Genomic DNA, 23310 nt, shown 5'->3' with positions numbered 1-23310 from the left:
TTCATAGCAAATATTGGGGCGCCTTGAACGGAATGGTGCGCCAGCAAGCCGGGTCTCGCGCTGGTGGGCGTGTCTGGAGTCATCGTAAGCGTCACGCTCCGTTCCCGGTTGCCTTGGGCAGTAGGGTCTAACTCCCCACTCCCACCCCTAGCCCCTCCCTCCCCCGCTGGGCGATGGAGGGGGACTTCATTAGGCCGCGTGTGCTGCTCCCCCGTGCATACATGGCGGTCCCGTAGTCCGGCGATGACGCGCTTTGCGCGTCATCGTCTCCCCGAATCCGAATCCGTATCCGTATCCGCATTCATCCCCCAACCCGTCGGGCTGGGCCGAGGAGCGCAGCCGAAAACGGATCAGGGCGAGCGATTGTCTGAGGCGCTAGCCGAGTTCGAGCTTGACCCCGTTTTCGGCGAGCACCGCAGGTTGCCCGTAGCGAAGCGAAAGGACCCAGACCATCGGGTCGCCTTTTTCTTTGCTTACTTTCTTTTTGGCGACGCAAAAAGAAAGTGAGTTGCCGCCGGGCAACCCCCGGCTTGTTGGAAGACTCACTGAAGCACAGGCTTCGACAGGCTCAGCCCGAACGGCGTTGTTAATCGTCCACATGGATCCCGGATCAAGTCCGGGATGACAAGCGGGGGAGCTCTACCGTAACTCAGCCGCCGGATCCCGTCCCATCAACGCCGCCACCGCCTCGGCCGGCTGGATCTGTCCGTCCAGCAAGGCCACGACAGCTTCGGAGATCGGCATCTCCACGCCCAGGCCCTGGGCGCGCTGCACCACGGTGCGGGCGCAATACACACCTTCGGCCACGTGGCCCAGCGAAGCCACCGCCTGCGCCAGCGACTGGCCCTGCGCTAGCAACAGGCCGACCTGGCGGTTGCGGCTGAGATCGCCGGTGGCCGTCAGCACCAGGTCGCCCAGGCCCGACAGTCCGGTGAAGGTCTCGGCGCGCGCACCGAGCGCCAGGCCCAGCCGCGTCATCTCGGTCAGGCCGCGCGTGATCAGCGCGGCGCGGGCGTTGAGGCCCAGGTTCAGGCCGTCGCACAGGCCGGTCGCGATCGCCAGCACGTTCTTGACCGCACCGCCGACCTCGACACCAACGATGTCGTCATTGGCATAGACACGCAGCGTCGGTCCGTGGAAAGCGGCCACCAGCGCGTCGCGCACTTCGGCGTGTTCGCTGGCGGCTACCAGCGCGGTCGGCTGGCCGCGCGCCACTTCCTGCGCAAAACTCGGGCCGCTGAGTGCGCCTGCTCTTAAATTGATAGCTGCGTGCACACGTATTTCATGGGCCAGCAGCCCAAAAGGCTTGGAACTCTGGGGAGTATCGGCGAGCGGTGCTTCAAACCCCTTGCACAGCCAGGCCACCGGCGCACTGAGGCCCTGGAGGCGCTGCAACATGCCGCGCAGCCCGGCAATCGGTGTGGCGATGACGATCAGGTCCTGGTCGGCCAGCAACGCATCGAAGGAGGTCCCTGAGCCGCCTGTCAGCAGCAGGGAAGGGGGCAGCTCCATGCCCGGCAGGTAGCGCGCATTGACGCGCTGCGCTTGCATGTCGGCCAGTTGCGCCGCATCACGCGCCCACAGGCTGACCAAGTGCCGCGGCGCTGCAGCCGGGGAAAGAGAAGCCGTCGCCCGCACGGCGCTAATGGCCAGGGCGGTGCCCCAGGCACCGGCGCCGAGAACGGCAATTTTCATGGCGGGCAGGAAACGGCAGCGGCTGAAATCAGACGATGATTTGCGGTGCTTCCTGCGCGGCCGAAGCGGCGGCAGCCTGTTGCTGCTCAAACATCGCCTGGAAGTTGATTTCAGCCAGAGTGACGGGCGGAAAACCACCGCGCTGGATCACGTCGGCCACATTGCCGCGCAGGTAGGGGTAAACAATTTGCGGGCAGGCGATGCCCAGCACAGCGTTGAGCTGCTCGGGTGGCATGTTGCGGATTTCAAAAATACCGGCCTGCTTGGCCTCGACCAAAAACACGGTTTTGTCCTCGATCTTGGTGTGCACGGTGGCGGTCACGCTGACCTCGTACAGGCCGTCGGTGATCGGCAGGGCGTCCACGCCGAGCTGGATGTCCACTGCGGGTTGCTCCTGGTTCAGCAGAATTTCCGGCGAATTGGGCTGCTCCAGCGAGATGTCCTTCAGGTAAACGCGCTGGATCTGGAACACGGGATCAAGGTTGGCTTCGGCCATGGTGAATCTTTCGGATTGCTTTTGAAAAAATAACGCCTGCTGGGCGGGCAGCAGGCACGGGACATTATCTCAGGTGTCTCCGGGAGGCAAGGCCTAGGGCCCGTTCGCACTTGCATCAATAGTGTGAACAGGCCCTAGCTATTGAGCAGCGGCAGCAGGCCACCCCGGCCATCCAGTGCCACCAGGTCGTCGCAGCCGCCGACATGGGTGTCGCCGATGAAAATCTGCGGCACGGTGCGGCGGCCGGTGATTTCCATCATTTTCTGGCGCTCAGCCGGCTGCATGTCCACGCGGATTTCCTCAATGACCGCCACACCGCGCTGCTTGAGCAGTTGTTTGGCATGATTGCAATATGGACAACTGGCGGTCAGGTATATGGTGACGGTTTGCATCAATCAATCTTTTCCGGTCAGGTTCAAGCGGCGCAGCCCACGAATCAGGCCTTTTCAAGAGGCAGGTTAGCCTCTTTCCAGGATTTCAGCCCGCCGGCCAGGCATTGAGCCTGCTGGTAGCCGAGTTTTTTGGCCGTGGCCAGCGCCCGGTTCGCGCGTGCGCCACTGGGGCACACCAGGATCAGCGGCAACTCCTTGTTTTTCACGGCGGTGGGAAGTTTTTCCTCCAACTGGCTCAGCGGAATGTTTTTGGCACCGACCACGTGGCCTGCGGCAAACTCCTCGACTTCACTGACATCAACGACCACCGCCTTGTCGCGGTTGATCAGTTGCACCGCCCCGCTGGCGCTGAGCGAGCCGGCTGCCATGCCGCTGGAAATCAGGGGCCACACCAGCATGCCGCCGGATGCCAGCGCAATGCTGATTAGCATCCAGTTATCGATGAGAAATTTCACTTTGAGTCCTTCAGGGTTTTGCAGTTAATCAGTGATTTTAGAATGCAGGGGTGAATACGGCTGCACGCGCTCCGCGGCGGCTCTGGTTTTCCATGGTTTCGGCCTCAGCTTTCACCTGTCCAACACACTTTTTCAATTGCATCACTCATGTATAAACTTGTGCTCATCCGCCACGGCGAATCCACCTGGAACCTTGAAAACCGCTTCACCGGCTGGGCCGATGTGGACCTCACGCCCACTGGCGTCACGCAAGCCATCGCCGCGGGCAAGCTGCTCAAAAGCGAAGGTTACGACTTCGACGTGGCCTACACCAGCGTGCTCAAACGCGCGACCCGCACGTTATGGCACACGCTAGACGAGATGGACCGCACCTGGCTGCCAGTGGTGCACAGCTGGCGCCTCAACGAGCGGCATTACGGCGCGTTGCAGGGCCTGAACAAGCTGGAGACCGCCAAAAAATACGGCGACGCGCAGGTGCTGGTCTGGCGCCGCAGTTACGACACGCCACCGCCGGCGCTGGCAGCCAGCGATGAGCGCTGGGAGGGCAAGGACCCGCGTTACGCCAGATTGAAGCCGGGCGAAGCGCCGCTGACCGAGTGTCTGAAAGACACGGTGGACCGCGTGCTGCCGTTCTGGAACGAGGCCATGGCGCCCGCCATCCGCGCCGGCAAGCGCATTGTGGTGGCGGCCCACGGCAACTCCATCCGCGCGCTGGTCAAGTACCTCGACAACATCTCCGACCAGGAGATCGTCGGGCTGAACATTCCCAACGGCATTCCGCTGGTGTATGAGCTCGACGCCGATCTGAAGCCGCTGCGCCACTATTACCTGGGCGACAGCGCAGCCATCGCCAAAGCGGCAGCAGCGGTTGCGGCCCAGGGCAAGTCCTGATCACCGCCCGCGCAATGTGAAGCAGGTGTAAAGCCATGCAGTATTTGACACATTGCCCATCCCACGGAGCCACAGCACGGGAACTGCCGGCCGGGACCCTTCTCCAAGGTGTATATTGGTTTACATTCTGTGGCAACTGCCTTTAATCTAGGCTAACGAAGGCATTTATGGGTCAGAAACTCAAGATAGCAGGCTGGATCTCTATTGGCGCTGTGGCCGGGGCACTGACCACTGTGCAGTTGCAGGCCGTCGCACGCGGCGGACTGAGCCCCCTCCCCCTGGAAGAATTGCAACAACTGGCCGCCGTGTTTGGCATGGTCAAGACAGATTATGTCGAGCCGGTGGATGAGAAAAAGCTGATCTCCGACGCCATCTCCGGCATGGTCGCCAGCCTGGACCCGCATTCGGTCTATTTCGACAAAAAATCCTTCAAGGAATTCCGCGAAGGCACCAGCGGCCGATTTGTAGGCGTCGGCATCGAGATTTCGCAGGAAGATGGCCTGGTCAAGGTGGTGTCGCCGATTGAAGGTTCGCCCGCCGACCGCGCCGGCCTCAAGCCCAACGACCTGATCACCAAAATCGACGACACTGCGGTGAAAGGCCTCAGCCTAAATGAGGCCGTCAAAAAAATGCGCGGCGAGCCGAAAACCAAAGTCATGCTGATGATCTTCCGCAAGGACGAAAATCGCACCTTCCCGGTGACGATCACGCGCGAGGAAATTCGCACCCAGTCGGTACGCAGCAAGGTGCTTGAGCCAGGTTACGCCTGGATTCGCCTGAGCCAGTTCCAGGAACGCACGGTCGAAGACTTCGTCACCAAACTTGAGCAGATCTACAAGCAGGACCCCAACCTGAAAGGGCTGGTGCTGGATCTGCGCAATGATCCGGGGGGCCTGCTGGACGCCGCTGTGGCTGTGTCGGCCGCTTTCCTGCCGGAAAACGTCACGGTGGTGTCCACCAACGGCCAGTTGCCCGAAAGCAAGTTCACCTACAAAGCTTCACCCGAGTTTTACCAGCGCCGCAATGCTGCCGATCCGCTGAAACGCCTGCCTGCGGCCATCAAAACCGTGCCGCTGGTGGTACTGGTCAATGAAGGCTCGGCATCGGCCAGCGAAATCGTGGCCGGCGCGCTGCAGGATTACAAACGCGCCACCATCATGGGCAACCAGACCTTCGGCAAGGGTTCGGTGCAGACAGTGCGTCCGCTCGGTCCCGACACCGGCCTGAAACTCACCACGGCGCGTTATTTCACGCCCAGCGGCAAGTCGATCCAGGCCAAAGGCATCGTTCCGGATGTGATGATTGATGACACCGCTGAAGGCAGCCCGTTTGCAGCCTTGCGCACGCGCGAAGCCGACCTCGAAAAACATCTTGCCAGCGGCCAGGGCGCCGAAGTGAAGGATCCGGGCCGTGAAAAAGCCCGCGAGGAAGCGCTCAAGCGACTGGAAGAAGAATCCAGAAAGAGCCCTGAGCAGCGCCGCCCACCCGAGTTCGGCAGCGACAAGGACTTCCAGCTCACGCAGGCGCTGAACCAGCTCAAGGGCCGCCCGGTGCTGGTCAGCAAAACCATCGTCGAGCGCAAGGAAGAGAAAAAGGAAAACTGACAGAGCGAACCTGGCAGGGCCGCCAGCGGCGCCCTGCCGCTCCGGCAGGTCCGTGCCTGCCGCCTGCCTCCATGAACGACACCCAGCTGCTGCGCTATTCCCGCCATATCCTGCTCGACGAAATCGGGGTGGAGGGTCAAGACCAACTGCTGGCGTCGCACGCGCTGGTCATAGGCGCCGGTGGCCTGGGTTCACCGGTGGCGCTTTATTTGGGCAGCGCCGGAGTAGGCCACATCACCATGGTGGACGACGACCGTGTCGATGCCACTAACCTGCAGCGGCAGGTAGCGCACACACTGGCCAGGGTCGGCGAGTTCAAGGCGCATTCCGTGCAGCAGGCGGTCGCCGCGATCAATCCCGACGCGCAGGTCTCGCCCATCACCCAGCGCGCCGACGCGACCCTACTGGACCACCTGGTGCCCCAGGTCGATGTGGTGCTGGACTGCAGCGACAACTTTGCGACCCGCCAGGCGATCAACAGCGCCTGCGTGAAGCACGGCAAACCCCTGGTTTCCGGCGCCGCGATACGCTTTGACGGGCAGATCACGGTGTACGACCCGCGGCAGGCCGCATCTGCCTGTTATGCCTGTGTGTTCCCCCCCTCCGATACGGTGGAAGAAGCCAACTGCGCGACCATGGGCGTGTTTGCGCCCCTGGTGGGCATCGTCGGCACGCTTCAGGCCGCCGAGGCGCTCAAGTTGCTGTGTCGCATAGGTCAGCCACTGACCGGCCGTTTGCTGATGCTGGACGGCCTCAGCATGGACTGGCAGGAGGTGCGCACCGTGCGCGATCCGGCCTGCCCGGTCTGCAGCCAGCGGCCGCAATGACCTGCACTCAAGCTATTTTTTGCCGGGCGTGGGCGTGGCAGCCGCCGGTTTTTCCGGCGGCTTGACCGGGCTGGCGGTCGCCAGCACACCTTCGCAATCAGCATCCTTGCCGGGCCCGGTTTCCACCGTGGCCGCGAGAGCCAGCAGCGGATTGAGTGCACCCAGCAGCAGCGCAAAACCGCCGCGCTTTACCAGCGCGGCCTTGTCGGGCGTTGCAGAGGGGCGCGCAAACGTGCCCGTGACCCTGAGCGGGGAGCGGAGGCTCAGAATGCTTTTGTCCTTGGGCTCGGGGTAAAGCACCAGGTTCAGGGTTTCATCGACCAGGCTGATCTGGCCATTGCCGTTGATCACGGTGTCTGCCGTGTCCAGCAAAATCGCGCGGCTGCTCATCAGGCCCTGCTTCACATCAAAAGCCGCTGCAGCGCATCGAAGGGTGATGTTTTTGTCTCCGGCCATGAAGAACTGGATGATCTCGCCACCGTCCAGGCCCATGAACTCCATGAGCACGGCGCTAATTTCGCCCTTGCCCATCAGCAATGCCATGGTTCCGGACGACGATCCCAGCACCTTGGAAATCGAATTGCCGCTGCCTGCCAGATCGATGCGTCCATTCAGCCTGCCCAGACTGCCCTTGGTGGCCTCGATACGGGGGAAAAGCCGGGCCAGTTGAAGCGTGCGCGCGTCCAGTCGCGCTTGCATTTTCACTGGCCTGGCATTCGCGTCGATGCGAATCAAGCCAGTCAGCTTGCCGCCCGCGACGCCCAAGTCCAGCGGATCCAGCTGCAGCACACCGTCGTTGAGCTTGATATGGCTATCGATGCGCTCAAGCGGCAGGCCCTTGGCATTCTTGACTTCGGCCGCTTTGAACCAGACGTCGGCATTCATGGTTTTCAGGCGTTCAAAATCCAGCTCGGCCGTAGGCAACACCTTGCCCGCCACCTGAACCTGTTTGGGCGCCGAAGAGCTTGCGCTCGTGGCGACGGTTTTGGTGGTTTTGCCCGAGGCGTCGGTTGGCACGCCCACGAGCGGGCCCAGATCTTCAAAGTCGAGCGATTTGGAGGCTAGCTTGCCCGACAGCAAGGCCACCGGGGCGGATTTGTCATACACCAGTTGGCCCGCCAGGTCGGACTGACCCAGGCGGCCCTGGATGCCTGACACATTCCACACACGCCCCTGCTTGCTGAGGTGTCCACGCACCGCATAGACGCGGGTGTCGGGCAGCACCACGCCCAGAATTTTGTACAGGTCCGCCAGCGTCTGGCCCTTCAGGTCGAAGCTGGCGTCCAGATTGTCCAGTGCGGCGAGGTTGCCGATGCTGCCCTTGGCCTGCAGCGTAGTGCGTCCGGCGCTGGCCTTGACCTCGATCGGAAAAGGCTGGGATTGAGTGTCGCTGAGCTGCAGCACGCTGCCGGTGCGTCCTTCGGCCGCAAATGCTTCTTTCTTCCAGGTACCCCGCGCCTTGTAGTTCAGCGGCATATCGCCCTGTCCGGAAGCAGCATTTGTGCCGGGGTTGGCCCCCGCAATCGCAAATTCGGTCTTGATGTCGGCGCCCTGGGCCTCAGCCAAGTAGTTGAGCGTTCCCCGGTCCACCACCAGGGCGTCTATCACAGGCACCGTGCCGGCATCGGCCGTATCCCTGCCCAAAGCCCAGGTGCGCCGCCCGTCCGGCTGGATTTGCAGCCCAAACACCGGCTGTTGCAGGCTGATCAGCGGTAACGCGACCTGCCCCCGCAACAGCGGCCACAATTTGATCTCGAACTCCGCAGATTCGGCTTTGACAAGATACGGGTCGCGCGCCCAGTCGGGATTGGCAAACTCGATACCATCGGCAAAAACCCGCGTTGTTAGGCCCAGCTTGACATCGAGCTTGCGGGTGATTTCAAACTTTCGCCCGCTTTGTTCGCTGACGTAACGGTTCAAGGGCCCTCGTAGCCAGTCCCACGGAAAAAAAACCGCCAGGAGAACCAGCGCAAACAGCAACACCGCACCCACTACCGCGATTCTGGCCCACAAAGCATGGTGAAGCCGGGGCGCGGCATGGTGAGGGTTGCTCATAAGAGGTACATACGATTCTTGGGGTAAGGTTGCTTACAACCGGCACCGGACCATCCGGTTCGCCTGCAATGGGTCTGCCAAGGGACAGTCATTAGTGGGCAGAGTATCGGCCGCGAGCAGCCCCTCAACCATCGGCTACAGCCATGAACCGCTGTCAGTGATTGCCTACAGTCGAGACTGTAGGCACCATCCTACAGTCGGGGTGCCGCCGCCCTGTCAAAATCTCGTGGCAGGCATAGATACATTAGTTAACATATCTACCAACAGACCGATTGAAGATCCGTGGGACTTAAAACTTATATCGTCGAAGACAACGCCACGATCCGCGACAACCTCATCGCCACGCTTGAAGAACTTGTCGGCATTGATGCCGTAGGCATGGCGGAAACCGAAAACGAGGCCAAGGACTGGCTCAGGAAACAGGACCACTCATGGGACCTGGCGATTGTTGACCTTTTCCTGAAGCAGGGCAGTGGTCTGGGCGTACTGGAGGCCTGCCGCAATCGCGAGCCGCGAAAAAAGGTGATAGTTTTAAGCAATTACGCGACAACGGACATCCGCAAGCGCTGCGCGCAGCTCGGTGTGGATGCCGTGTTCGACAAATCCAACGAGATTGACGCGCTGGTTGACTACTGCCTGGCGCAACTGCCGGCCGCTGCTGGCCCGTGATCAGTCAATCAGCTTATTTTTCAGCGCGTAGTAAGTCAAGTCGCTGTTGGAAGCAAGACTCATTTTTTCCATCACGCGGGTCCGGTAGGTGCTGACCGTCTTCACGCTCAGCGACAGCGCCTTGGCGATGTCACCCGCAGTTTCACCCTTGGCCAGTTTCAGGAACACCTGGAATTCGCGCTCAGAAAGTTGCTCATGGGGCGTAGCGTCATTTTTGCGATTGAGCTGTTGCGCGAGCAACTCTGCCACGGCCGGCGTGATGTAGCGCTTGCCCAGCGAGATCACGCGAATCGCGTTGACGATCTCCATCGGGTCGCACTCCTTGTTCAGGTAGCCGCTGGCACCCTGACGAATCAGGTTCACCGCGTAATGCTCTTCCGGGTAGCCACTGAGGATCAGGATGCCCACATCGGGCGCCTTGGCGCGGATCATGGCCAGCGCGTCAATGCCGCTTTGACCGGGCATGGACAGGTCCATCACCAGGATGTCGAGTTCGACGTTGCGCACCAGGTCAATCGCTTCACGGCCGCTGGCCGCTTCGCCAACCACCCGCAAATCGACCTGGTCGGAAAAGAACTGTTTCAGCCCCGAACGCACGATGGCATGGTCATCAACAATTCCGATTTTGATCATTTCTTTTCCTTTTTTAGGCCGGCGTTTCCACGCGGCACAATGCTTCAACACAGCGTCGCGCAATTACGACGGCTTTTTTGCCTCTAGAGCGATTATTCACGAATTATCGATTGAAATACGGACCGGAGATCACGATGAGATGGTTTGCAATACCCAAAATGGCGATCAGCCTGCCTTTGGCAGTGCTTGCGGCCGCCATTTTGATCTCCATCAACGAAGCCGGTTTTCGCCTGTCTACCCAAGCGGCTACCAGCATTGAGGAGGCCCAGGAAACGCGGGGCTCCGTCAACAAGCTGTTGCAACAGATGCTTGACGCTGAAACCGGGCAACGGGGTTATTTGCTGACGGGTGATCCAAAATACCTCGAGCCTTACGACGCGGCATCCACCGACATTCATCAGACATCGGATACTTTGCGCCGACTCTACGCACCTTACCCTGCAGAGTTGGCCGAATTTGGCATGTTGTCGCACAACGTGTCGCGCAAGCTCGCCGAGATGGACCTGAGCGTGCGCATGCGCAAGCAGGGCAACGAGGAAGCCTGGAAGTTTGTGCTGACCACCGATGTCGGCATGGAACAGATGAACGCCATCCGCAGCCAGATCAACAAACTGGATCAGTCGAGCAATTTAAAAATGCAGGCAGCGCAAACCCAGATTACCCGCTCACTGCAGTTATCGCGCCTGGGCATTGCACTGATGGCGCTGGCCGGCTTGCTGGCGTTTTACATGTATCTGCGCCAGACCCAGGCGCTGCTGAACTCCGGCAGGCGCGAGCAAGAGTCCCTGCAGCGCGAGCGTGATCAGCTCGACAAAGAGGTGCGGGAGCGCACCGCCACGCTGGCGGAACTGGCCACCCACCTGCAGCAGGTGCGCGAAGACGAACGCGGCCACTTGGCGCGGGAGCTGCACGACGAACTGGGGGCTTTGCTGACGGCGGCCAAACTTGATGTGGCCCGCATCAAATCCAGGCTGGGTGTCAACACGCCGGAAGCCACCGAGCGCATTCAGCATTTGATTGAGACGCTTAACAGTGGCATCGCGCTCAAACGCCGCATTGTTGAAGATTTGCGGCCCTCGTCACTTTCCCACCTGGGCCTGGTCGCCTCACTGGAAATCCTGGCGCGCGAGTTCGAAGACCGGTCCGGGCTGGACATCACCACCGACCTGGAAATGGTGGAGATCGGCGGGTCGGCGCAGCTCACGATCTATCGTCTGGTGCAGGAGTCGCTGACCAACATGGGTAAATATGCCGAGGCCAAACACGCAGAGATCAGCCTGCACAGCTTCGACAGCTACCTCACCGTCGAGGTCAAGGACGATGGCAAGGGTTTTGACAGCATGAAGGTCGGCAGCGCCAGCCATGGCCTGGCCGGCATGCGGCACCGGGTGGAAGCTGCGGGTGGCCGACTGACCGTGGCGTCCAGCCCCGGCCAGGGTACGCGCATTTTTGCCGTGTTGCCCAAAATAACGCAGGCCTCCTGAACATTTTCAGCGGCCAGGCGCCGCGAAGCTGCCCGCTGTTGACTGAGGACGAGTCGCTGCAGGACGGCTTTGCTGCTCAAAAGCGGGGGCGGCGCCGTCCTACACAGCGTCATCGCGCTTCCCGACAGGGCCAACCGGCCCTCACCGATGAACGCTTTTGTGCGACCCCGTTAACCTTGCTACAGGTGTTTCAATTGCGAGCGCCGCAACCGATGGGCACCGCCCTGCAAGGAGATCGACATGCTGCACTATTCCGTTGTCTTTCTGGTGATCGCTTTGATTGCAGCCGTGTTTGGCTTCGGCGGTATCGCCGCTGGTGCGGTCGAAATTGCCAAAATTTTGTTTTTCATCTTCGCAATATTCGCGGTAATCAGCTTCGTGGTTGGCCTGATGAAAAGAAACTGACTCTTTTCATTTACCCGACATGAGCGACGGTCCATGGCATCACTGCTGGTTGACCGCAGCGCCCTCGCCGCCCCCTTCTCATTTGCCCCATCCGGACCTGTTTATCGGGCCTTTTTTAACTTCAAGGAACTCAACATGAAAAACCCAAGCGCCAACACCCCGTCCTCCCAGGAAGCGTTGACCGGTGCGCACCATTTGTCCGACCAGATAATCAGCAGCGCTGAGCATGCCGTGGAGAGCAGCCGCAGCCTCGCCAACGAGACGCTGGACAAGGCCGAAAGCAAGGTTCGCCAGTTGCGCGGGAGCATTGACCCCGTGATCGACAAGCTGGCCACTCAGGCCCAAAAACTTGCACGCCAAAGCCTGGACATGGCCGCTGAAGCCAGCGACCGGGCGCAGCGCTCCCTGCACCGCTATGCCAATGTCACGACCCGTTATGTGGCCAATGAGCCGGTCAAGGCCGTGCTGATTGCCGCAGCCGTTGGAGCTGCGGTAGCCTTGCTGGTTGCCTCCGCCCGCCATCGCGACTCACGTTGATCTGCCACCTGCCCTTAACAAAACCGCGTCGTAACCATCCGCCATGCTGCACCCGTTTTTCTCCACCCTGATCCGCCAGCCCCATCTTTTGGTGGACCATTTGGCGGGATATGCAGAGTTGATTCGTGATGAAGCCTCTGAAGCGGGCGCTGATTTTTTTGGACGGGTCATTGCCTGGGTGATGGTTGCTGTCTGCGCGGTTGTGTTTTTGATACTATCTGGCGTAGCCTTGATGCTTGCGATGGTGACCTCCCCGTTTCACTGGGCCTTGGTCGCGGTCCCGTTGACGGTTCTGGTCTTGATGATCGTGGCCTTACTCAGAGCCCGCAAGCCATCGATATCCAGCCATTTTGCCGAAGTCAGGGCCCAGGTCGATCGCGACGCGCAGGCCTTGCGTTCAGCCACATGAGAAGACCCGCATGACAAGTACCGCAATCACCGCTCAGCAACGCTTGGCAGCAAGCCGCCAGGCCATCATGCAAGACATGCATCGCGACGACCCCCAGATGGGTCACCCGTCGGAAGCTAATGACGAATCTGATATCAGTGAAACCGGCGTTGACGCTTCGTCTGGCTCCTGGGAACTGATCAAGCAGGTCGGCCAATCCTGGTGGCGGTCTCATCCTGCGCAACTGGCGCTGGATGTGGCAAAACCCATGATGCAAACCTATGCCAAAGAGCAGCCGCTGAAGCTGCTGGGGATCGCTGCCGGAACCGGCATCGCCTTGGTGGTACTGCGGCCCTGGCGCTTGATTTCATTGACCGGTGTGGCCATTGCGTTGCTCAAGTCGACACAACTGACGGGCGTGGTGCAGTCCTTGATTCTCGGCTCGCATGAACCCGAGCGCCGCCAACGCCGCCCTCGATAAACCTCTTACGCAAACCGACTGGCGTGGTGCCGTCAGTCGGCCAGCTTTTCAACTCACCGCACCAAACAGATCAATAAACCTCAAGGAAAAAACCATGAAATACGCTCGCGCCATTGCTTTCGCCGCCCTCGCCGGCATCACCATCATCAGCACCGGTTGCGCCGTGGGGCGTGGTCAGCAGACAGCCGGCGCCTATGTGGACGACGCGGCCATCACCACCTCTGTCAAAGCCAAATTCGCATCGGACAAAACCGTTTCCGCCACGGCACTCAATGTCGAGACCCTGAACGGCACAGTCCAACTGTCCGGCTTCGCCAAGTCGGCCACTGAAAAGGCCCAGGCTGAAACCATTGCCCGCGACACCAAAAACGTCCGTGCCGTGCGCAACGACATCGTCGTTCGTCCTTAAGTTAGCGACAGATCTGGCGTTCGCGCCAGATCGACATAAGCCCGGCCGTCATTCGCCGGGCTTTTTTCGTGGCGCGTGAACCGTGAGGTCACGACCTTCCCCCCCGACAAGCACAGTGGTCGAAGACGACAAGAAAAAAGCGCCCCTCAAGGCGCTTGGCTGGCAGCTCAGACGAAGGGTCAGCTGGCCTTGATCACCAGCTGGTTGTTCACCGAAGCGACGCCCTTGACTTGCTTGGCAAGGACAGTCGCCTTGTCCTTGGCAACAGCCGTCGGAGCCGGGCCGTTGAGCGTGACGACACCGTCCTTGGTATCCACATTGATCTTGATCGCGCTCAGATCTGCATCCTTGGCAAAGCTGGCATTGACCGAGGTCGTGATGATGGCATCGTCAATTTTCTCTCCCATGGTAGTGCTGGCCTGGCTGCCTGAAGCCTGCGCGTCTTTGGTCGCGTCTTTCATGGCCTTGCCTGCATCCTTGGATGCCTCCCCAATTTTCGCAATGCCCGAGTCAATCGACTGGCCAACCGTTTTCCCGTCGTCGGTTTTCCCGCAAGCGGCCATTGCCAAAAGAACAGCCACCGAGCAAACAACGGCCAAGAGTGGGCGGCGCACTGCGCCAGACGAACTGGAGTGGGTAATCATGGTGTATCTCCTTCAGAAAAAGCCCTGATACACGGCTTAAAGTTTGTTGATGGCTTTCCTGGCTGCATCCTTGGCGCCTTCCTTGGCATCGCCGTAGCCCGACTGGGCTTTGCCCTTGACCTGATCGGCCAGACCTTTGGCTTCCAGGTCTTCGTTGCCGACAACACGCCCGGCCACTTCCTTGACCTTGCCTTTGGCTTCGTCAACCCGGCCTTCAACCTGGTGCTTGTTCATGGTGCTTCCTTTGAGTGAAACCCGCCGGTATGGCAGGAGTTGATTGACTGTAGGTTTGAGGCCGGGCGCATCTCGTCAGCAGCGACGCAATTCCATGTAGGACGCGGCCCCTCACTTTTCAGGGCGCCAGGAGCCTGTCGGATCGCAGGAACCATGACGCTTGCGAAACAGGCGCGGCTCCACGGCCAGGGGGTCAGCAAACAAACCCCGCGCAGCGGCTTGAGCGCGAGCTTGCTGCGCCGTGTACGGGCCGCCATCCCGGCCAAAACGGTATGACCAGGCGTGGCCCTGGTCGACCATCCAGCTGGCAATATCTTCACCCTCCAGATGAATGAGCGCGAGGGTGCGGCCGTAGTCGTCCTTGCGGTGGGGGCTGACCTCAAGCCGCCGTCCCGCCACGCGCTGCGCCAGCGCTAAGCGTGACGCCTGGCCACCGGCCTGGCAGATCTCGGGCGCGTCGATGCCATGAACCCGTATCTTGACCGGCCGCCCACCAAAAGCGGGCCGCACCCACAGGGTATCGCCATCAGCGATACGCGTGGCCGTACCGGTCCACTCGCCGGACGCCTGGGCGTTCGCGCCACCCCACAGCGCCAGCAATGCGGCGCAGACTCGAAGCCCGGTCACTTCGGACGCGTCCGTCGACGCCAGACCACGGCGTAAATCACGCCATTGATCACCAGCAGCAACACGCCCAACGCCCACTGCAACTCGCGCGTCAGCTCGCCGGGGTAGATCACGGGCATCAGATAACGTCCGATGAAGGTCTCGCTGTAGGTGGCCGCACCGGCGGCCCGGCGCAAGGCGTTTTCCAGCGGCGTCAGTGGGCAGATCCAGCCGGTGAACTCCACCGTCGCGCCCCAGGCCAGCGCCGGCAGATGCAGCCAGGGCATCCAGCGCCAGTGCAAGGCCAGCACCCCGCCGCCCACCGCAAACACAATGAACAGGAGGTGAACCAGCAACACCAGGTCAGCCAGCCAGGAGGATGTCATTTGCTATTCATTTTATAGCTGCTTGTACATGCTGGGTATGGGCCAGAGGCCGATTTTTTCATATATTGATGCAGAGGAAACTGGCTGGCGCTCAGGCGGTGACGATCCAGCCCTCGAGCGGATCGATTGGCGCCGGCAAGCCGTAACACGGCGCGCCCTGCGCGTGCTGCGTCTGCGCCCAGGCGGCCTGCATCAGGCAGAGCACGGCATCGAGCCCGTCGCCACTGCCGTCGTCAACCAGCGTGTCGCGCTGGGCGTGGGTCAGCTTCAAGCGCAGGCCAAGGCGTGTCTGACCCATCTCCAGCGCGGTAACCAGGTCCTTGCGGGCAATCAGCCGCTCCGGTGTCTGCTTCAGACGGTCATCGCTTTTGTAGGAGCGGTGGCCAAGCACCTCGCGCGCCAGCAGACCCGGGTAGGCTTCCAGCGCGACCCGGTTTCGGTCACCGTCATGCAGACCGGGCAGATGCACACCGGCCGCCAGCAGCCGCGGCACACCCGCATGCAGCATGTAGGCGACCGGCGGATTGACCCACTTCATTGACGGGCTGGAGCCGGCCAGCCGGTCGGTGGCGCGGTGCGCGAACTTGCCGCCGGCCGGTCGTGCGTTGCAAAAGGCCGCAAAGGTCTGGCGGATGTCGGCGCGGCTCAGGCCGGCGTAATGCGTCATCAGCGCGGGCCAGGCGAGCGGCCAGCCGAGCTGCTCGACCAGCTCGCGCGGCAGCCCGAACGGAAAATCAAACGCGCCCAGCCAGCCAGCGGGTTGCCGCAACGAGGCTTCAAAATCGTCGAGCGAGTTCAGATGAACCAGCCGGGCCAGTTGCACGCGCCCGCCCGCACTGGAACCCAGCGCCAGCACGATGGGTTTGCGGCGCGTGGGCGCGCTGGAAAAATCGCATCCGATCAGCAGATTCATGGATGGATTGTCGGTCAGCCCAGCGCCATCACGCCCAGGGCGATCAACGCGGCGCCCAAGGCTCGCTGCAGACGGTCACCTCGCCCAGCAAGTGCCCGCCAATCAGCGCGGCAAACAGCATGGAGACTTCGCGCGCCGGCGCCACATGCGACAGCGGTGCCACCTGCATCGCGTACAGCACCAGCACATAGGAAACCGGGCTGATGGCTCCGACCAGCAGGGCGTACTTCCACTGCTGGCCCCACAGCAGCCACGCCGCCGGCCGATCCCGCAACACCGCGGGCGCCAGCAACACCAGCCGCACAAAATTGCCGAGGTAGTCCAGCAGGATGGGCGACATCAGCATGAACTTGACCGCATAACCATCGACCACGGTGTAGCTGGCGATGAAGGCACCGGTCAGCAGGCCATAGACCATGCCCTTGTGGACGCGGCGGCGCTGCGCCGGGTCGTGCGCGGCACGCAGCAGGCCAGGCCCGCCGGCGATCAGAAACACACCGCCCACCACACCGGCGATGCCGGCCAGCCCGAGCGCCGAGATCTGTTCGCCCAGCAGCATGATGGCCACCATCGACGACAGCAGCGGCCCGGAGCCGCGGGCCAGCGGGTAGACCACCGTCAGGTCGGCCTTGCGGTAGCCGCGCAGCAGCACCACGTAATACAGCACATGCAACACACCGCTGAGGGCGATCACCGTCCACTCGCGCCAGCCCCAGCCAGGCAACACGCCCCAGGCGGCCCACAGCCCGACCGGCGCCCAAACCCCCATCAGCACCACGCTGGTGAAAAAAGCGAAACGCGCGTCGCCGCCGGCCTTCTTGGCAGCGATATTCCAGCTGGCGTGGATCAGGCCGGCAAGGACAACCAGCGCCCAGGGCGGAAAGCGGCACCGGTCAAGCCGACGAACGAAGAGGCCTCGCGGGAAGGTCGTCTCTCTTTACCAGCCGGGGCCGCGGTCCGGCTCCGCCGGCCGCAAGGCGCAGCGGCCCCCTCGGGGCTGGCGGCTGCGGCTCCAAACCTGCCTGCGCAGGTTTGGACAGACGCCAGAAGCGAAGCCTCCGGCGAGCGGCGGCCTGCAAGGTGCAGCGACCCGCGCAGCGGTGGAGCGTGGGGGCCATATCTTCACGCCCTGCCGCAGATGGCCGCGGTGGCCATCAGATCTTCCAGCAGCGCCAGTGAGACCTTGCCCGACACCGAATACGGATCGAGCTCGGGTTTTTCGGAGTACTTCAGCAGGATGGAGGTGTTGACCTTGGCCACATTGACCTGGCCCATGGTCCAGCCGCCGAAACGGCGCTCGCTGATTTCCTCGTAGTGCAGCAGCACCACGTCGGTGTGGCGCGGGTCTTTCTGGATGTGGCTGTAGAGGTCGCTGACCTGGTCGCGCCCGCCCTCCAGCGCCTGCAGGAAGATGCCGCCGCCATAACACAGGATGCCGGTGATGCCCATGGCCGGGTTGTGGCTGCGCGACTGGGCCAGGATGGACTCGGTGATTTCGCTGGAGCCGGAATCGGCGGAACGGCTGGCGTAAAGAAGGCGTACCAACATATGTAAGGATCCTTAACTACTGCTCTTCTTGGGAATAAGAGACAAAAACTCGCGGCGCAAATTGGGGTCCTTGAGGAAGACGCCACGCATCACGGAATTGATCATTTTGCTGTCCATGTCCTTCACGCCGCGCCAGCCCATGCAGAAATGACTGGCTTCCATGACGATGGCCAGGCCGTCGGGCCGGGTTTTTTGCTGGATCAGGTCGGCCAGTTGCACCACCGCTTCTTCCTGGATTTGCGGCCGGCCCATGATCCACTCGGCCAGACGCGCGTACTTGGAAAGGCCGATCACGTTGGTGTGCTCGTTGGGCATCACGCCTATCCAGAGCTGGCCGATCACCGGGCAGAAGTGGTGCGAGCAGGCGCTGCGCACGGTGATGGGCCCGACAATGATCAGCTCGTTGAGGTGTTCGGCGTTCGGGAACTCGGTGATGCTCGGGCCGGGCACATAACGGCCTTTGAACACCTCGTTGAGGTACATCTTCGCAACCCGGCGCGCGGTGTTCTGGGTGTTGTGATCGCCCACGGTGTCGATCACCAGGCTGTCGAGCACGCCCTGCATCTTGCTTTCGACCTCATCTAGCAGCTTTTCAAGTTCACCCGGTTCGATGAAGGCGGCAATGTTGTCGTTGGCGTTGAAGCGCTTTTTGGCAGCGGTCAGGCGCTCGCGGATCTTGACGGAGACCGGTGTTCCCTCTTCGTCAGGGGCCGCTTGACCTGCAGGCATGTCGGATTTCATAAGCATGACCGATGTTACCAGCCCGCCCAGCACAGGTCATGCCTGTTTTTTGCAAGGGTTTTAGACCTCTAGCCCATGCTGGTCGGCCACAAGCAGCTATAAATTCAGGAGCGCTTTCAGGTCATCGAGGGTGTTGGCCTCGTGTATCGGCTTGTCGTCCCGGATGCGCAGCATGCGCGGGAAACGCACGGCGATGCCGCTTTTGTGGCGCGGGCTGCGATTGATGCCCTCGAAACCGAGTTCAAACACCAGGGTCGGGCGGACACTGCGCACCGGGCCAAATTTTTCCAGTGTGGTCTTGCGGATCACGCTGTCGATGCGCTTGAACTCCTCGTCGGTGAGGCCGGAATAGGCTTTGGCAAAGGCCACCAGTTGCAGACCTTCCGGCTGGGCCGGCTGCCGTTTCGCTATCGCCTGGACCACAGCCGCAGCTTCTTCGGCATCCCGCGGCAGCCGGTTCCACACTGCAAAGGTGTAGTCGGTGTAAAGCGAGGCACGGCGCCCGTGGCCGGCCTGCGCGTAGATCAGCACACAGTCGGCAGTCATGGGCTCAATTTTCCATTTCCACCACAGACCGTCGGCCTTGGTGCGGCCGGTACCGTAGGCTGCGTCCAGCCGCTTGAGCATGAAACCTTCGACGCCGCGCTGGCGCGATTCGCTGCGCAGGGCCGCAAAGGCGTCCCACGACGCCAGTTGCTCGACCGGCGAGATTTTGATCAGTGTGCCGGCCAGCACTTGCGCCAGTTGTTCCCGCCGGACGCGCTGCGGCTGAGCCCGCAGGTCCTCGCCAGTCCGTTCGAGCAGGTCATAGGCCATGAAGGTCACGGGCGCATCGGCCAGGATTTTTTTGCCCAGTGTCTTGCGGCCTATGCGTTGCTGCAGCAGCGCGAAGCTCGCCGGCCGTCCGCTTGAAGTTTCAGCCGTCTCGGCGTCCGCCGCCCAGACCAGAATCTCACCGTCGAGCACCGTGCCATCGGGCAAGGGCTGCGCCAGTGCCACGATCTCGGGGAAACGCTCGGTGACCAGTTCCTCGCCGCGCGACCAGAGCCAGACCTGGCCGGCGCGTTTGACGATCTGGCCGCGGATGCCGTCGTATTTCCACTCGACCTGCCAGTCACCGACCGGACCCAGACGGGCGTCCAGGCCTTCGAGCGGCGTGTCGAGCTGGTGCGCCAGAAAAAACGGATACGGCTGGCCCGCATCCATCACATCAGCGCCAGCCCCCGCCGTGTCCCCCAGCAGCGCTTCATATTTCACCGCGGACGGCATGACCTTCGCGTCCATGTAACCCATCATGCGCTGCGCGATGCGTTTGGCATCAACGCCAGAATGTGCCGCCAGCGCGCGCTGCACCAGCAGCTTGCTGACGCCGACGCGAAAACCCCCGCCAACCAGCTTGACCAGCAGGAAGCGGCCCTGGGCGTCGAGTTCCTGCCAGTAGCCCCGCACACGCTGGGCCACATCGCTTTCGGGCAGGCCGCGCAGCGGAAGCAGCCGGTTTTCCACCCAGTCAGCCAGGCCCAGGTCCGACTCTGTGGCCTGCAGCGGCAGGATGTAGGCAATGGTTTCGGCCAGGTCGCCGACCGCCTGGTAACACTCCTCAAACAGCCAGTCGGCGATGCCGGCCGCTTCGCAGGCGAGTTGGCGCAGCGTCGCGGTCTTGACCACCTGGCGCGGCTTGCCGCCAGCCAGGAAATAAACGGCCCAGGCCGCGTCCTGCGGCGGTGTGCGCGAGAAATAGCGCTGCAGCGCCTCGACCTTGGCCTTGGTCGATGTGGTGCTGTCGAGCTCGGCAAACAGCCGTGCAAAATGTTTCATGCCTCGCTCTGCTTCGCAGGGACCACCGCCGCGTCGGGTGGCTGGGGCGGGACCTGTTCTTCCACCGGGTCGTCGCCGTACTCGGTGTGGAAAGCTTCGGCCTGCAACCCCTGCTCCGTTAGATAACGCACCAGCACCGGCACGCTGCCATGGGTCACGATGACGCGGTTCGCACCGGTCGCGCCTATCGCGCCCATCAGGCCCGGCCAGTCGGCGTGGTCGCTAAGCACAAAACCCTTGTCATAACCGCCGCGCCGGCGCGCGCCGCGCAGTTGCATCCAGCCGCTGGCAAAGGCATCGCTGAAATCACCGAAACGTTTGGCCCAGGGGCTTGAATAGGCCCCCACGCTCGCCACTGCGTGTGCGTCGCTGCCCCCCGAGGGGGCTGTGCTTGCTTGGGGCGGCCCGGCGCGGCGCACGCCGGCCGCACTCGGCGGGCACAACACCAGCGCGCGTTTGAAGTCGGCCGGATCGCTGACCTCATCGACCGTCAGCGTGGCTGGCAACTCGACCCCGGCCGCGCGGTAAGCGGTGTTGAGGGTCTGCACCGCACCGTGGACGATGATGGGCGCAATCGAGGCATCTACCCCGCTCAGGATGCGCTGGGCCTTGCCGAAGCTGTAACACATGAGCACACTGGCACGGCCCAACGCGGCATTGGCCGCCCACCAGTTGTTGATCTCGGCAAACAGCTCTGCATCGGGCCGCCAGCGATAAATCGGCAAGCCGAAGGTGGACTCGGTGATGAATACATCGCAGCGCACCGGCTCGAAGGGTGTGCAGGTCGCATCGGGCGCGACCTTGTAGTCGCCGCTGGCGACCCAGGTCTGGCCGCCCCCTGCCCCGCGATAGTCGAGGCGCACCTGGGCCGAGCCCAGCACATGGCCGGCCGGATGCAGCGACAGCGCGACGCCGTTGTGGACGATCTGCTGGCCGTAGTCCAGACTTTGCAACGTGATGTTTTGCCCCAGGCGCGAACGCAGCACGCCCTCGGCGGGTGTGGCGGCGAGATAGTGGTTGTGGCCCATGCGCGCATGGTCGGCATGCGCATGGGTGATGACGGCGCGTTCCACTGGCCGCCAGGGGTCGATGTAGAAATCACCGGGCGGGCAATACAGGCCTTCGGGCCGTTGGACAATCAGGTCCTGCATGGGATGAGCTGAGCGGAAGAAGAAAGATCAGTAGCGCTGGCCGGTGATAAAAATGGCCAGGCGCATCAGCGCATGGGCGACATGATCCAGAATACGCTGACCCCAGGGCCGCTGGCTGTAGGCGACAGGATCGAGCAGGCGTCCGTGTCCCGCTATCGCGGCGCACAGGCTATCCCGCAGCTCACCGGCAAATACCTTGTCCTCAATCACCACGTTGGCCTCATGCGCCAGCAGCAGGCTCAGCGGGTCGAGGTTGGACGAACCGACCGTGGCCCAATGCCCGTCAATCACCGCGACCTTGGCATGCAGAAAGCTGGCCTCGTATTCGTGGATTTCAACCCCCGCCTCCAGCAAGGCGCCATAGACGGGTCGCGCGGCGTGGTACTGCATGAAATACTCATACCGACCCTGGAGCAGCAGGGTTACCCTGACGCCGCGCCTGGCCGCCTTGACCAGCGCGCGCCTGAGCTTGCCGCCCGGCACGAAATAGGCATTGGCTATCAATATTTCATGATGCGCCTTGCCTATGGCCTGACGGTACACTTTCTCGATGCTGCTGCGGTTGCGAAGGTTGTCACGCAGCACCAGGACCGCCTTGGCGCCGGGCAGCGGTGCAGCGCCCGGCTCTGCTGGCGAGGTTTTGACAGAGAGACCCGCGGCATCGGTGCGCCGGCCATACCCGGCTGCCTTGAATTTTTCCCACGCAGCAGCCAGGTGGTTCTGCCGGGCACTGTAGCCAGCCTGCACACGCCACCACAGCAAGGCCATGGCTTCGGCCGCCTCGGCCGCCAGCGGCCCGGTCACGGCCACCGCAAAGTCAAAACGCGGGGATGTCAACTCGCCGTGGTTGGGGTCGTAGAAGTCGTCCAGCACATTGATGCCCCCGCAAAAAACCGTGCGTTGGTCCACCACGCACAGCTTGCGGTGCAGGCGGCGCCAGCGGTCGGGCACCAGCAGGCCGAGCCCGCCCAGGCCGGAGGCCAGCGGCGAATAGACCAGCCATCCCACGCCGGCGTCTTTCATCTTCTGCTGCCAGGCGGGCGGCAAAGGGTCCGAGCCGATGCCATCGACCAGCACCTCGACGCGCACCCCGCGCAGCGCGGCACGTACCAGCGCCTCGGCCACCTGCCCGCCGGCCAGGTGCAGGTCAAAAATATAGGTTTCCATTTGCACCCAGGCCGCCGCGCCATCAATCGCGCGGATCAGGGCGGGGAAGTACTGCTGCCCGCTCTGGAGCAGTTGCAAAGTTTCAGATCTGTGCAGGTTGTTCATACGCGGCGGTTCAGGGCCTGTTCACACTATTTATACAAGTGTGACCAAGCCCTAGTCCATGAATTGCGGAAGCATCAGAATAGCCTCTGCGTTGGAGGGCGAGAAACACTGGTCAGCCGCTTCCAGCCAGGGCAGCCACTGGCAGGCCGTGTGTTCGCGCGGGCTCAGGGTGACGGCGCTTGCATGGGGCACACACAGGCTGAAGACATGTTCGGTATTGCGCGTGACGCCGGGCGCATATCGTGCGCGCCAGGCCGGATAGATCTCGTAGCTATTGGAGACACCCCAGTCGCGAAAATCCGCCGCACAAGCGGTCATGCCGGTTTCCTCGAAAACCTCCCTCACTGCGGTTTGCACCAGCGCCTCGTCCGGCGTGTCCCGCGAGCCGGTCACGCTTTGCCAGAAGCCTGGATAGTCGGCGCGCTCAAGCAGCAGCACCTCTTGCTCCTGCGTGTAGATCACCACAAGAACGGACTCCGGGATCTTGAATGGCTTCACGTCGCGGTCCTTTGTTGCAGGCCGCCAGCGCCATACACGCCGCCTGGCCCATCACCATTCACGATAAAAATAGCCTCC

General features: G+C 62.1%; 28 protein-coding genes and 1 pseudogene. 10 read left to right on the top strand and 19 right to left on the bottom strand.

Annotation, left to right across the window (positions count from 1 at the left end; genetic code table 11):
- Positions 1-375 precede the first annotated feature (375 nt).
- From IEX16_RS07075 to IEX16_RS07055, 5 genes are all read right to left on the bottom strand, one after another.
- Entirely contained in the window at positions 376-600 is a 225-nt protein-coding gene (locus tag IEX16_RS07075) for a hypothetical protein (RefSeq protein WP_188707656.1), read from the bottom strand.
- Positions 601-639: 39 nt separating this feature from the next.
- Positions 640-1695, bottom strand: coding sequence for an NAD(P)H-dependent glycerol-3-phosphate dehydrogenase (locus tag IEX16_RS07070; RefSeq protein ID WP_188707655.1), 1056 nt, complete (start codon positions 1693-1695; stop codon positions 640-642).
- 28 nt (positions 1696-1723) lie between these two features.
- Entirely contained in the window at positions 1724-2191 is a 468-nt protein-coding gene (secB, locus tag IEX16_RS07065; RefSeq protein ID WP_188707654.1) for a protein-export chaperone SecB, read from the bottom strand.
- 134 nt (positions 2192-2325) lie between these two features.
- Positions 2326-2583 (bottom strand): glutaredoxin 3, encoded by a 258-nt coding sequence (gene grxC, locus IEX16_RS07060; RefSeq protein WP_188707653.1) that lies wholly within the window; start codon positions 2581-2583, stop codon positions 2326-2328.
- A gap of 44 nt (positions 2584-2627) precedes the next feature.
- The gene (locus tag IEX16_RS07055) at positions 2628-3038 is read right to left on the bottom strand and encodes a rhodanese-like domain-containing protein (RefSeq protein WP_188707652.1); all 411 of its coding nucleotides are present in this window, start codon (positions 3036-3038) and stop codon (positions 2628-2630) included.
- Positions 3039-3185: 147 nt separating this feature from the next.
- Here IEX16_RS07055 and gpmA point away from each other — a divergent pair, with 147 nt between their 5' ends.
- The 3 genes from gpmA (at position 3186) to IEX16_RS07040 (ending at position 6360) form a co-directional block, all read left to right on the top strand.
- Positions 3186-3929 carry a 2,3-diphosphoglycerate-dependent phosphoglycerate mutase gene (gpmA, locus tag IEX16_RS07050; RefSeq protein ID WP_188707651.1) on the top strand — a complete coding sequence of 248 codons (744 nt, stop codon included), beginning with the start codon at positions 3186-3188 and terminating at the stop codon, positions 3927-3929.
- 167 nt (positions 3930-4096) lie between these two features.
- Positions 4097-5533: a S41 family peptidase gene (locus tag IEX16_RS07045; RefSeq protein WP_188707650.1), complete on the top strand. Its 1437-nt coding sequence runs from the start codon at positions 4097-4099 to the stop codon at positions 5531-5533.
- A 71-nt stretch (positions 5534-5604) separates the two neighbouring features.
- Positions 5605-6360, top strand: coding sequence for a HesA/MoeB/ThiF family protein (locus IEX16_RS07040; protein WP_188707649.1), 756 nt, complete (start codon positions 5605-5607; stop codon positions 6358-6360).
- A gap of 12 nt (positions 6361-6372) precedes the next feature.
- On the opposite strand, the gene IEX16_RS07035 is transcribed toward IEX16_RS07040, so the two are convergent.
- The gene (locus IEX16_RS07035) at positions 6373-8415 is read right to left on the bottom strand and encodes an AsmA family protein (RefSeq protein WP_188707648.1); all 2043 of its coding nucleotides are present in this window, start codon (positions 8413-8415) and stop codon (positions 6373-6375) included.
- Positions 8416-8697: 282 nt separating this feature from the next.
- Between IEX16_RS07035 and IEX16_RS07030 the strand changes: the two genes are divergently transcribed.
- Positions 8698-9084: a response regulator transcription factor gene (locus IEX16_RS07030; RefSeq protein ID WP_188707647.1), complete on the top strand. Its 387-nt coding sequence runs from the start codon at positions 8698-8700 to the stop codon at positions 9082-9084.
- Here the strand turns inward: IEX16_RS07030 and IEX16_RS07025 are convergent, their stop codons facing one another.
- Complete coding sequence (locus IEX16_RS07025; RefSeq protein WP_077593954.1) at positions 9085-9717, bottom strand: response regulator; 633 nt, start codon at positions 9715-9717, stop codon at positions 9085-9087. It lies immediately after the preceding gene.
- Between the two features lie 134 nt (positions 9718-9851).
- On the opposite strand from IEX16_RS07025, the gene IEX16_RS07020 reads away from it, so the two are divergent.
- The 6 genes from IEX16_RS07020 (at position 9852) to IEX16_RS06995 (ending at position 13421) form a co-directional block, all read left to right on the top strand.
- Complete coding sequence (locus IEX16_RS07020) at positions 9852-11201, top strand: sensor histidine kinase (protein ID WP_188707646.1); 1350 nt, start codon at positions 9852-9854, stop codon at positions 11199-11201.
- Between the two features lie 240 nt (positions 11202-11441).
- Entirely contained in the window at positions 11442-11606 is a 165-nt protein-coding gene (locus tag IEX16_RS07015) for a DUF1328 domain-containing protein (protein WP_188707645.1), read from the top strand.
- Between the two features lie 135 nt (positions 11607-11741).
- Complete coding sequence (locus tag IEX16_RS07010; protein ID WP_188707644.1) at positions 11742-12143, top strand: hypothetical protein; 402 nt, start codon at positions 11742-11744, stop codon at positions 12141-12143.
- Between the two features lie 43 nt (positions 12144-12186).
- Positions 12187-12552 carry a phage holin family protein gene (locus IEX16_RS07005; protein ID WP_188707643.1) on the top strand — a complete coding sequence of 122 codons (366 nt, stop codon included), beginning with the start codon at positions 12187-12189 and terminating at the stop codon, positions 12550-12552.
- A gap of 10 nt (positions 12553-12562) precedes the next feature.
- Positions 12563-13012, top strand: coding sequence for a hypothetical protein (locus IEX16_RS07000; RefSeq protein WP_188707642.1), 450 nt, complete (start codon positions 12563-12565; stop codon positions 13010-13012).
- A gap of 94 nt (positions 13013-13106) precedes the next feature.
- Entirely contained in the window at positions 13107-13421 is a 315-nt protein-coding gene (locus IEX16_RS06995) for a BON domain-containing protein (protein WP_188707641.1), read from the top strand.
- Positions 13422-13600: 179 nt separating this feature from the next.
- Here IEX16_RS06995 and IEX16_RS06990 read toward each other — a convergent pair whose 3' ends face one another.
- The 12 genes and pseudogenes from IEX16_RS06990 to nudB form a co-directional block, all read right to left on the bottom strand.
- Positions 13601-14065 carry a BON domain-containing protein gene (locus tag IEX16_RS06990; protein ID WP_188707640.1) on the bottom strand — a complete coding sequence of 155 codons (465 nt, stop codon included), beginning with the start codon at positions 14063-14065 and terminating at the stop codon, positions 13601-13603.
- 36 nt (positions 14066-14101) lie between these two features.
- Positions 14102-14299, bottom strand: a complete 198-nt coding sequence (locus tag IEX16_RS06985) for a CsbD family protein (protein WP_188707639.1) — start codon at positions 14297-14299, stop codon at positions 14102-14104.
- Positions 14300-14410: 111 nt separating this feature from the next.
- Positions 14411-14926 carry a thermonuclease family protein gene (locus IEX16_RS06980; protein ID WP_229676233.1) on the bottom strand — a complete coding sequence of 172 codons (516 nt, stop codon included), beginning with the start codon at positions 14924-14926 and terminating at the stop codon, positions 14411-14413.
- On the bottom strand, positions 14923-15291 hold the full coding sequence (locus IEX16_RS06975) for a DUF2784 domain-containing protein (protein WP_188707638.1): 369 nt from the start codon (positions 15289-15291) through the stop codon (positions 14923-14925). The genes IEX16_RS06980 and IEX16_RS06975 overlap by 4 nt, the downstream gene beginning before the upstream one ends.
- A gap of 91 nt (positions 15292-15382) precedes the next feature.
- Positions 15383-16204: a DUF429 domain-containing protein gene (locus tag IEX16_RS06970; protein WP_188707637.1), complete on the bottom strand. Its 822-nt coding sequence runs from the start codon at positions 16202-16204 to the stop codon at positions 15383-15385.
- 14 nt (positions 16205-16218) lie between these two features.
- Positions 16219-17094, bottom strand: a pseudogene (locus tag IEX16_RS06965) (DMT family transporter).
- A 232-nt stretch (positions 17095-17326) separates the two neighbouring features.
- Positions 17327-17752 carry a BLUF domain-containing protein gene (locus tag IEX16_RS06960; protein WP_188707636.1) on the bottom strand — a complete coding sequence of 142 codons (426 nt, stop codon included), beginning with the start codon at positions 17750-17752 and terminating at the stop codon, positions 17327-17329.
- A gap of 12 nt (positions 17753-17764) precedes the next feature.
- Positions 17765-18499: a GTP cyclohydrolase I gene (gene folE / locus IEX16_RS06955; RefSeq protein WP_188707635.1), complete on the bottom strand. Its 735-nt coding sequence runs from the start codon at positions 18497-18499 to the stop codon at positions 17765-17767.
- A 90-nt stretch (positions 18500-18589) separates the two neighbouring features.
- On the bottom strand, positions 18590-20311 hold the full coding sequence (locus tag IEX16_RS06950; RefSeq protein WP_188707634.1) for an ATP-dependent DNA ligase: 1722 nt from the start codon (positions 20309-20311) through the stop codon (positions 18590-18592).
- Positions 20308-21462, bottom strand: coding sequence for a ligase-associated DNA damage response exonuclease (locus IEX16_RS06945; protein WP_188707633.1), 1155 nt, complete (start codon positions 21460-21462; stop codon positions 20308-20310). The genes IEX16_RS06950 and IEX16_RS06945 overlap by 4 nt, the downstream gene beginning before the upstream one ends.
- A gap of 27 nt (positions 21463-21489) precedes the next feature.
- A complete protein-coding gene (gene clsB, locus IEX16_RS06940; protein WP_188707632.1) occupies positions 21490-22734 on the bottom strand; it encodes a cardiolipin synthase ClsB in 1245 nt (414 codons plus the stop codon).
- A gap of 51 nt (positions 22735-22785) precedes the next feature.
- Positions 22786-23232: a dihydroneopterin triphosphate diphosphatase gene (nudB, locus tag IEX16_RS06935; protein ID WP_188707631.1), complete on the bottom strand. Its 447-nt coding sequence runs from the start codon at positions 23230-23232 to the stop codon at positions 22786-22788.
- Positions 23233-23310: the final 78 nt, after the last annotated feature.

This window comes from Polaromonas eurypsychrophila, from assembly GCF_014641715.1.
Lineage (GTDB): Bacteria > Pseudomonadota > Gammaproteobacteria > Burkholderiales > Burkholderiaceae_C > Polaromonas > Polaromonas eurypsychrophila.
This window is presented reverse-complemented; position numbering and strand designations above follow the sequence as displayed.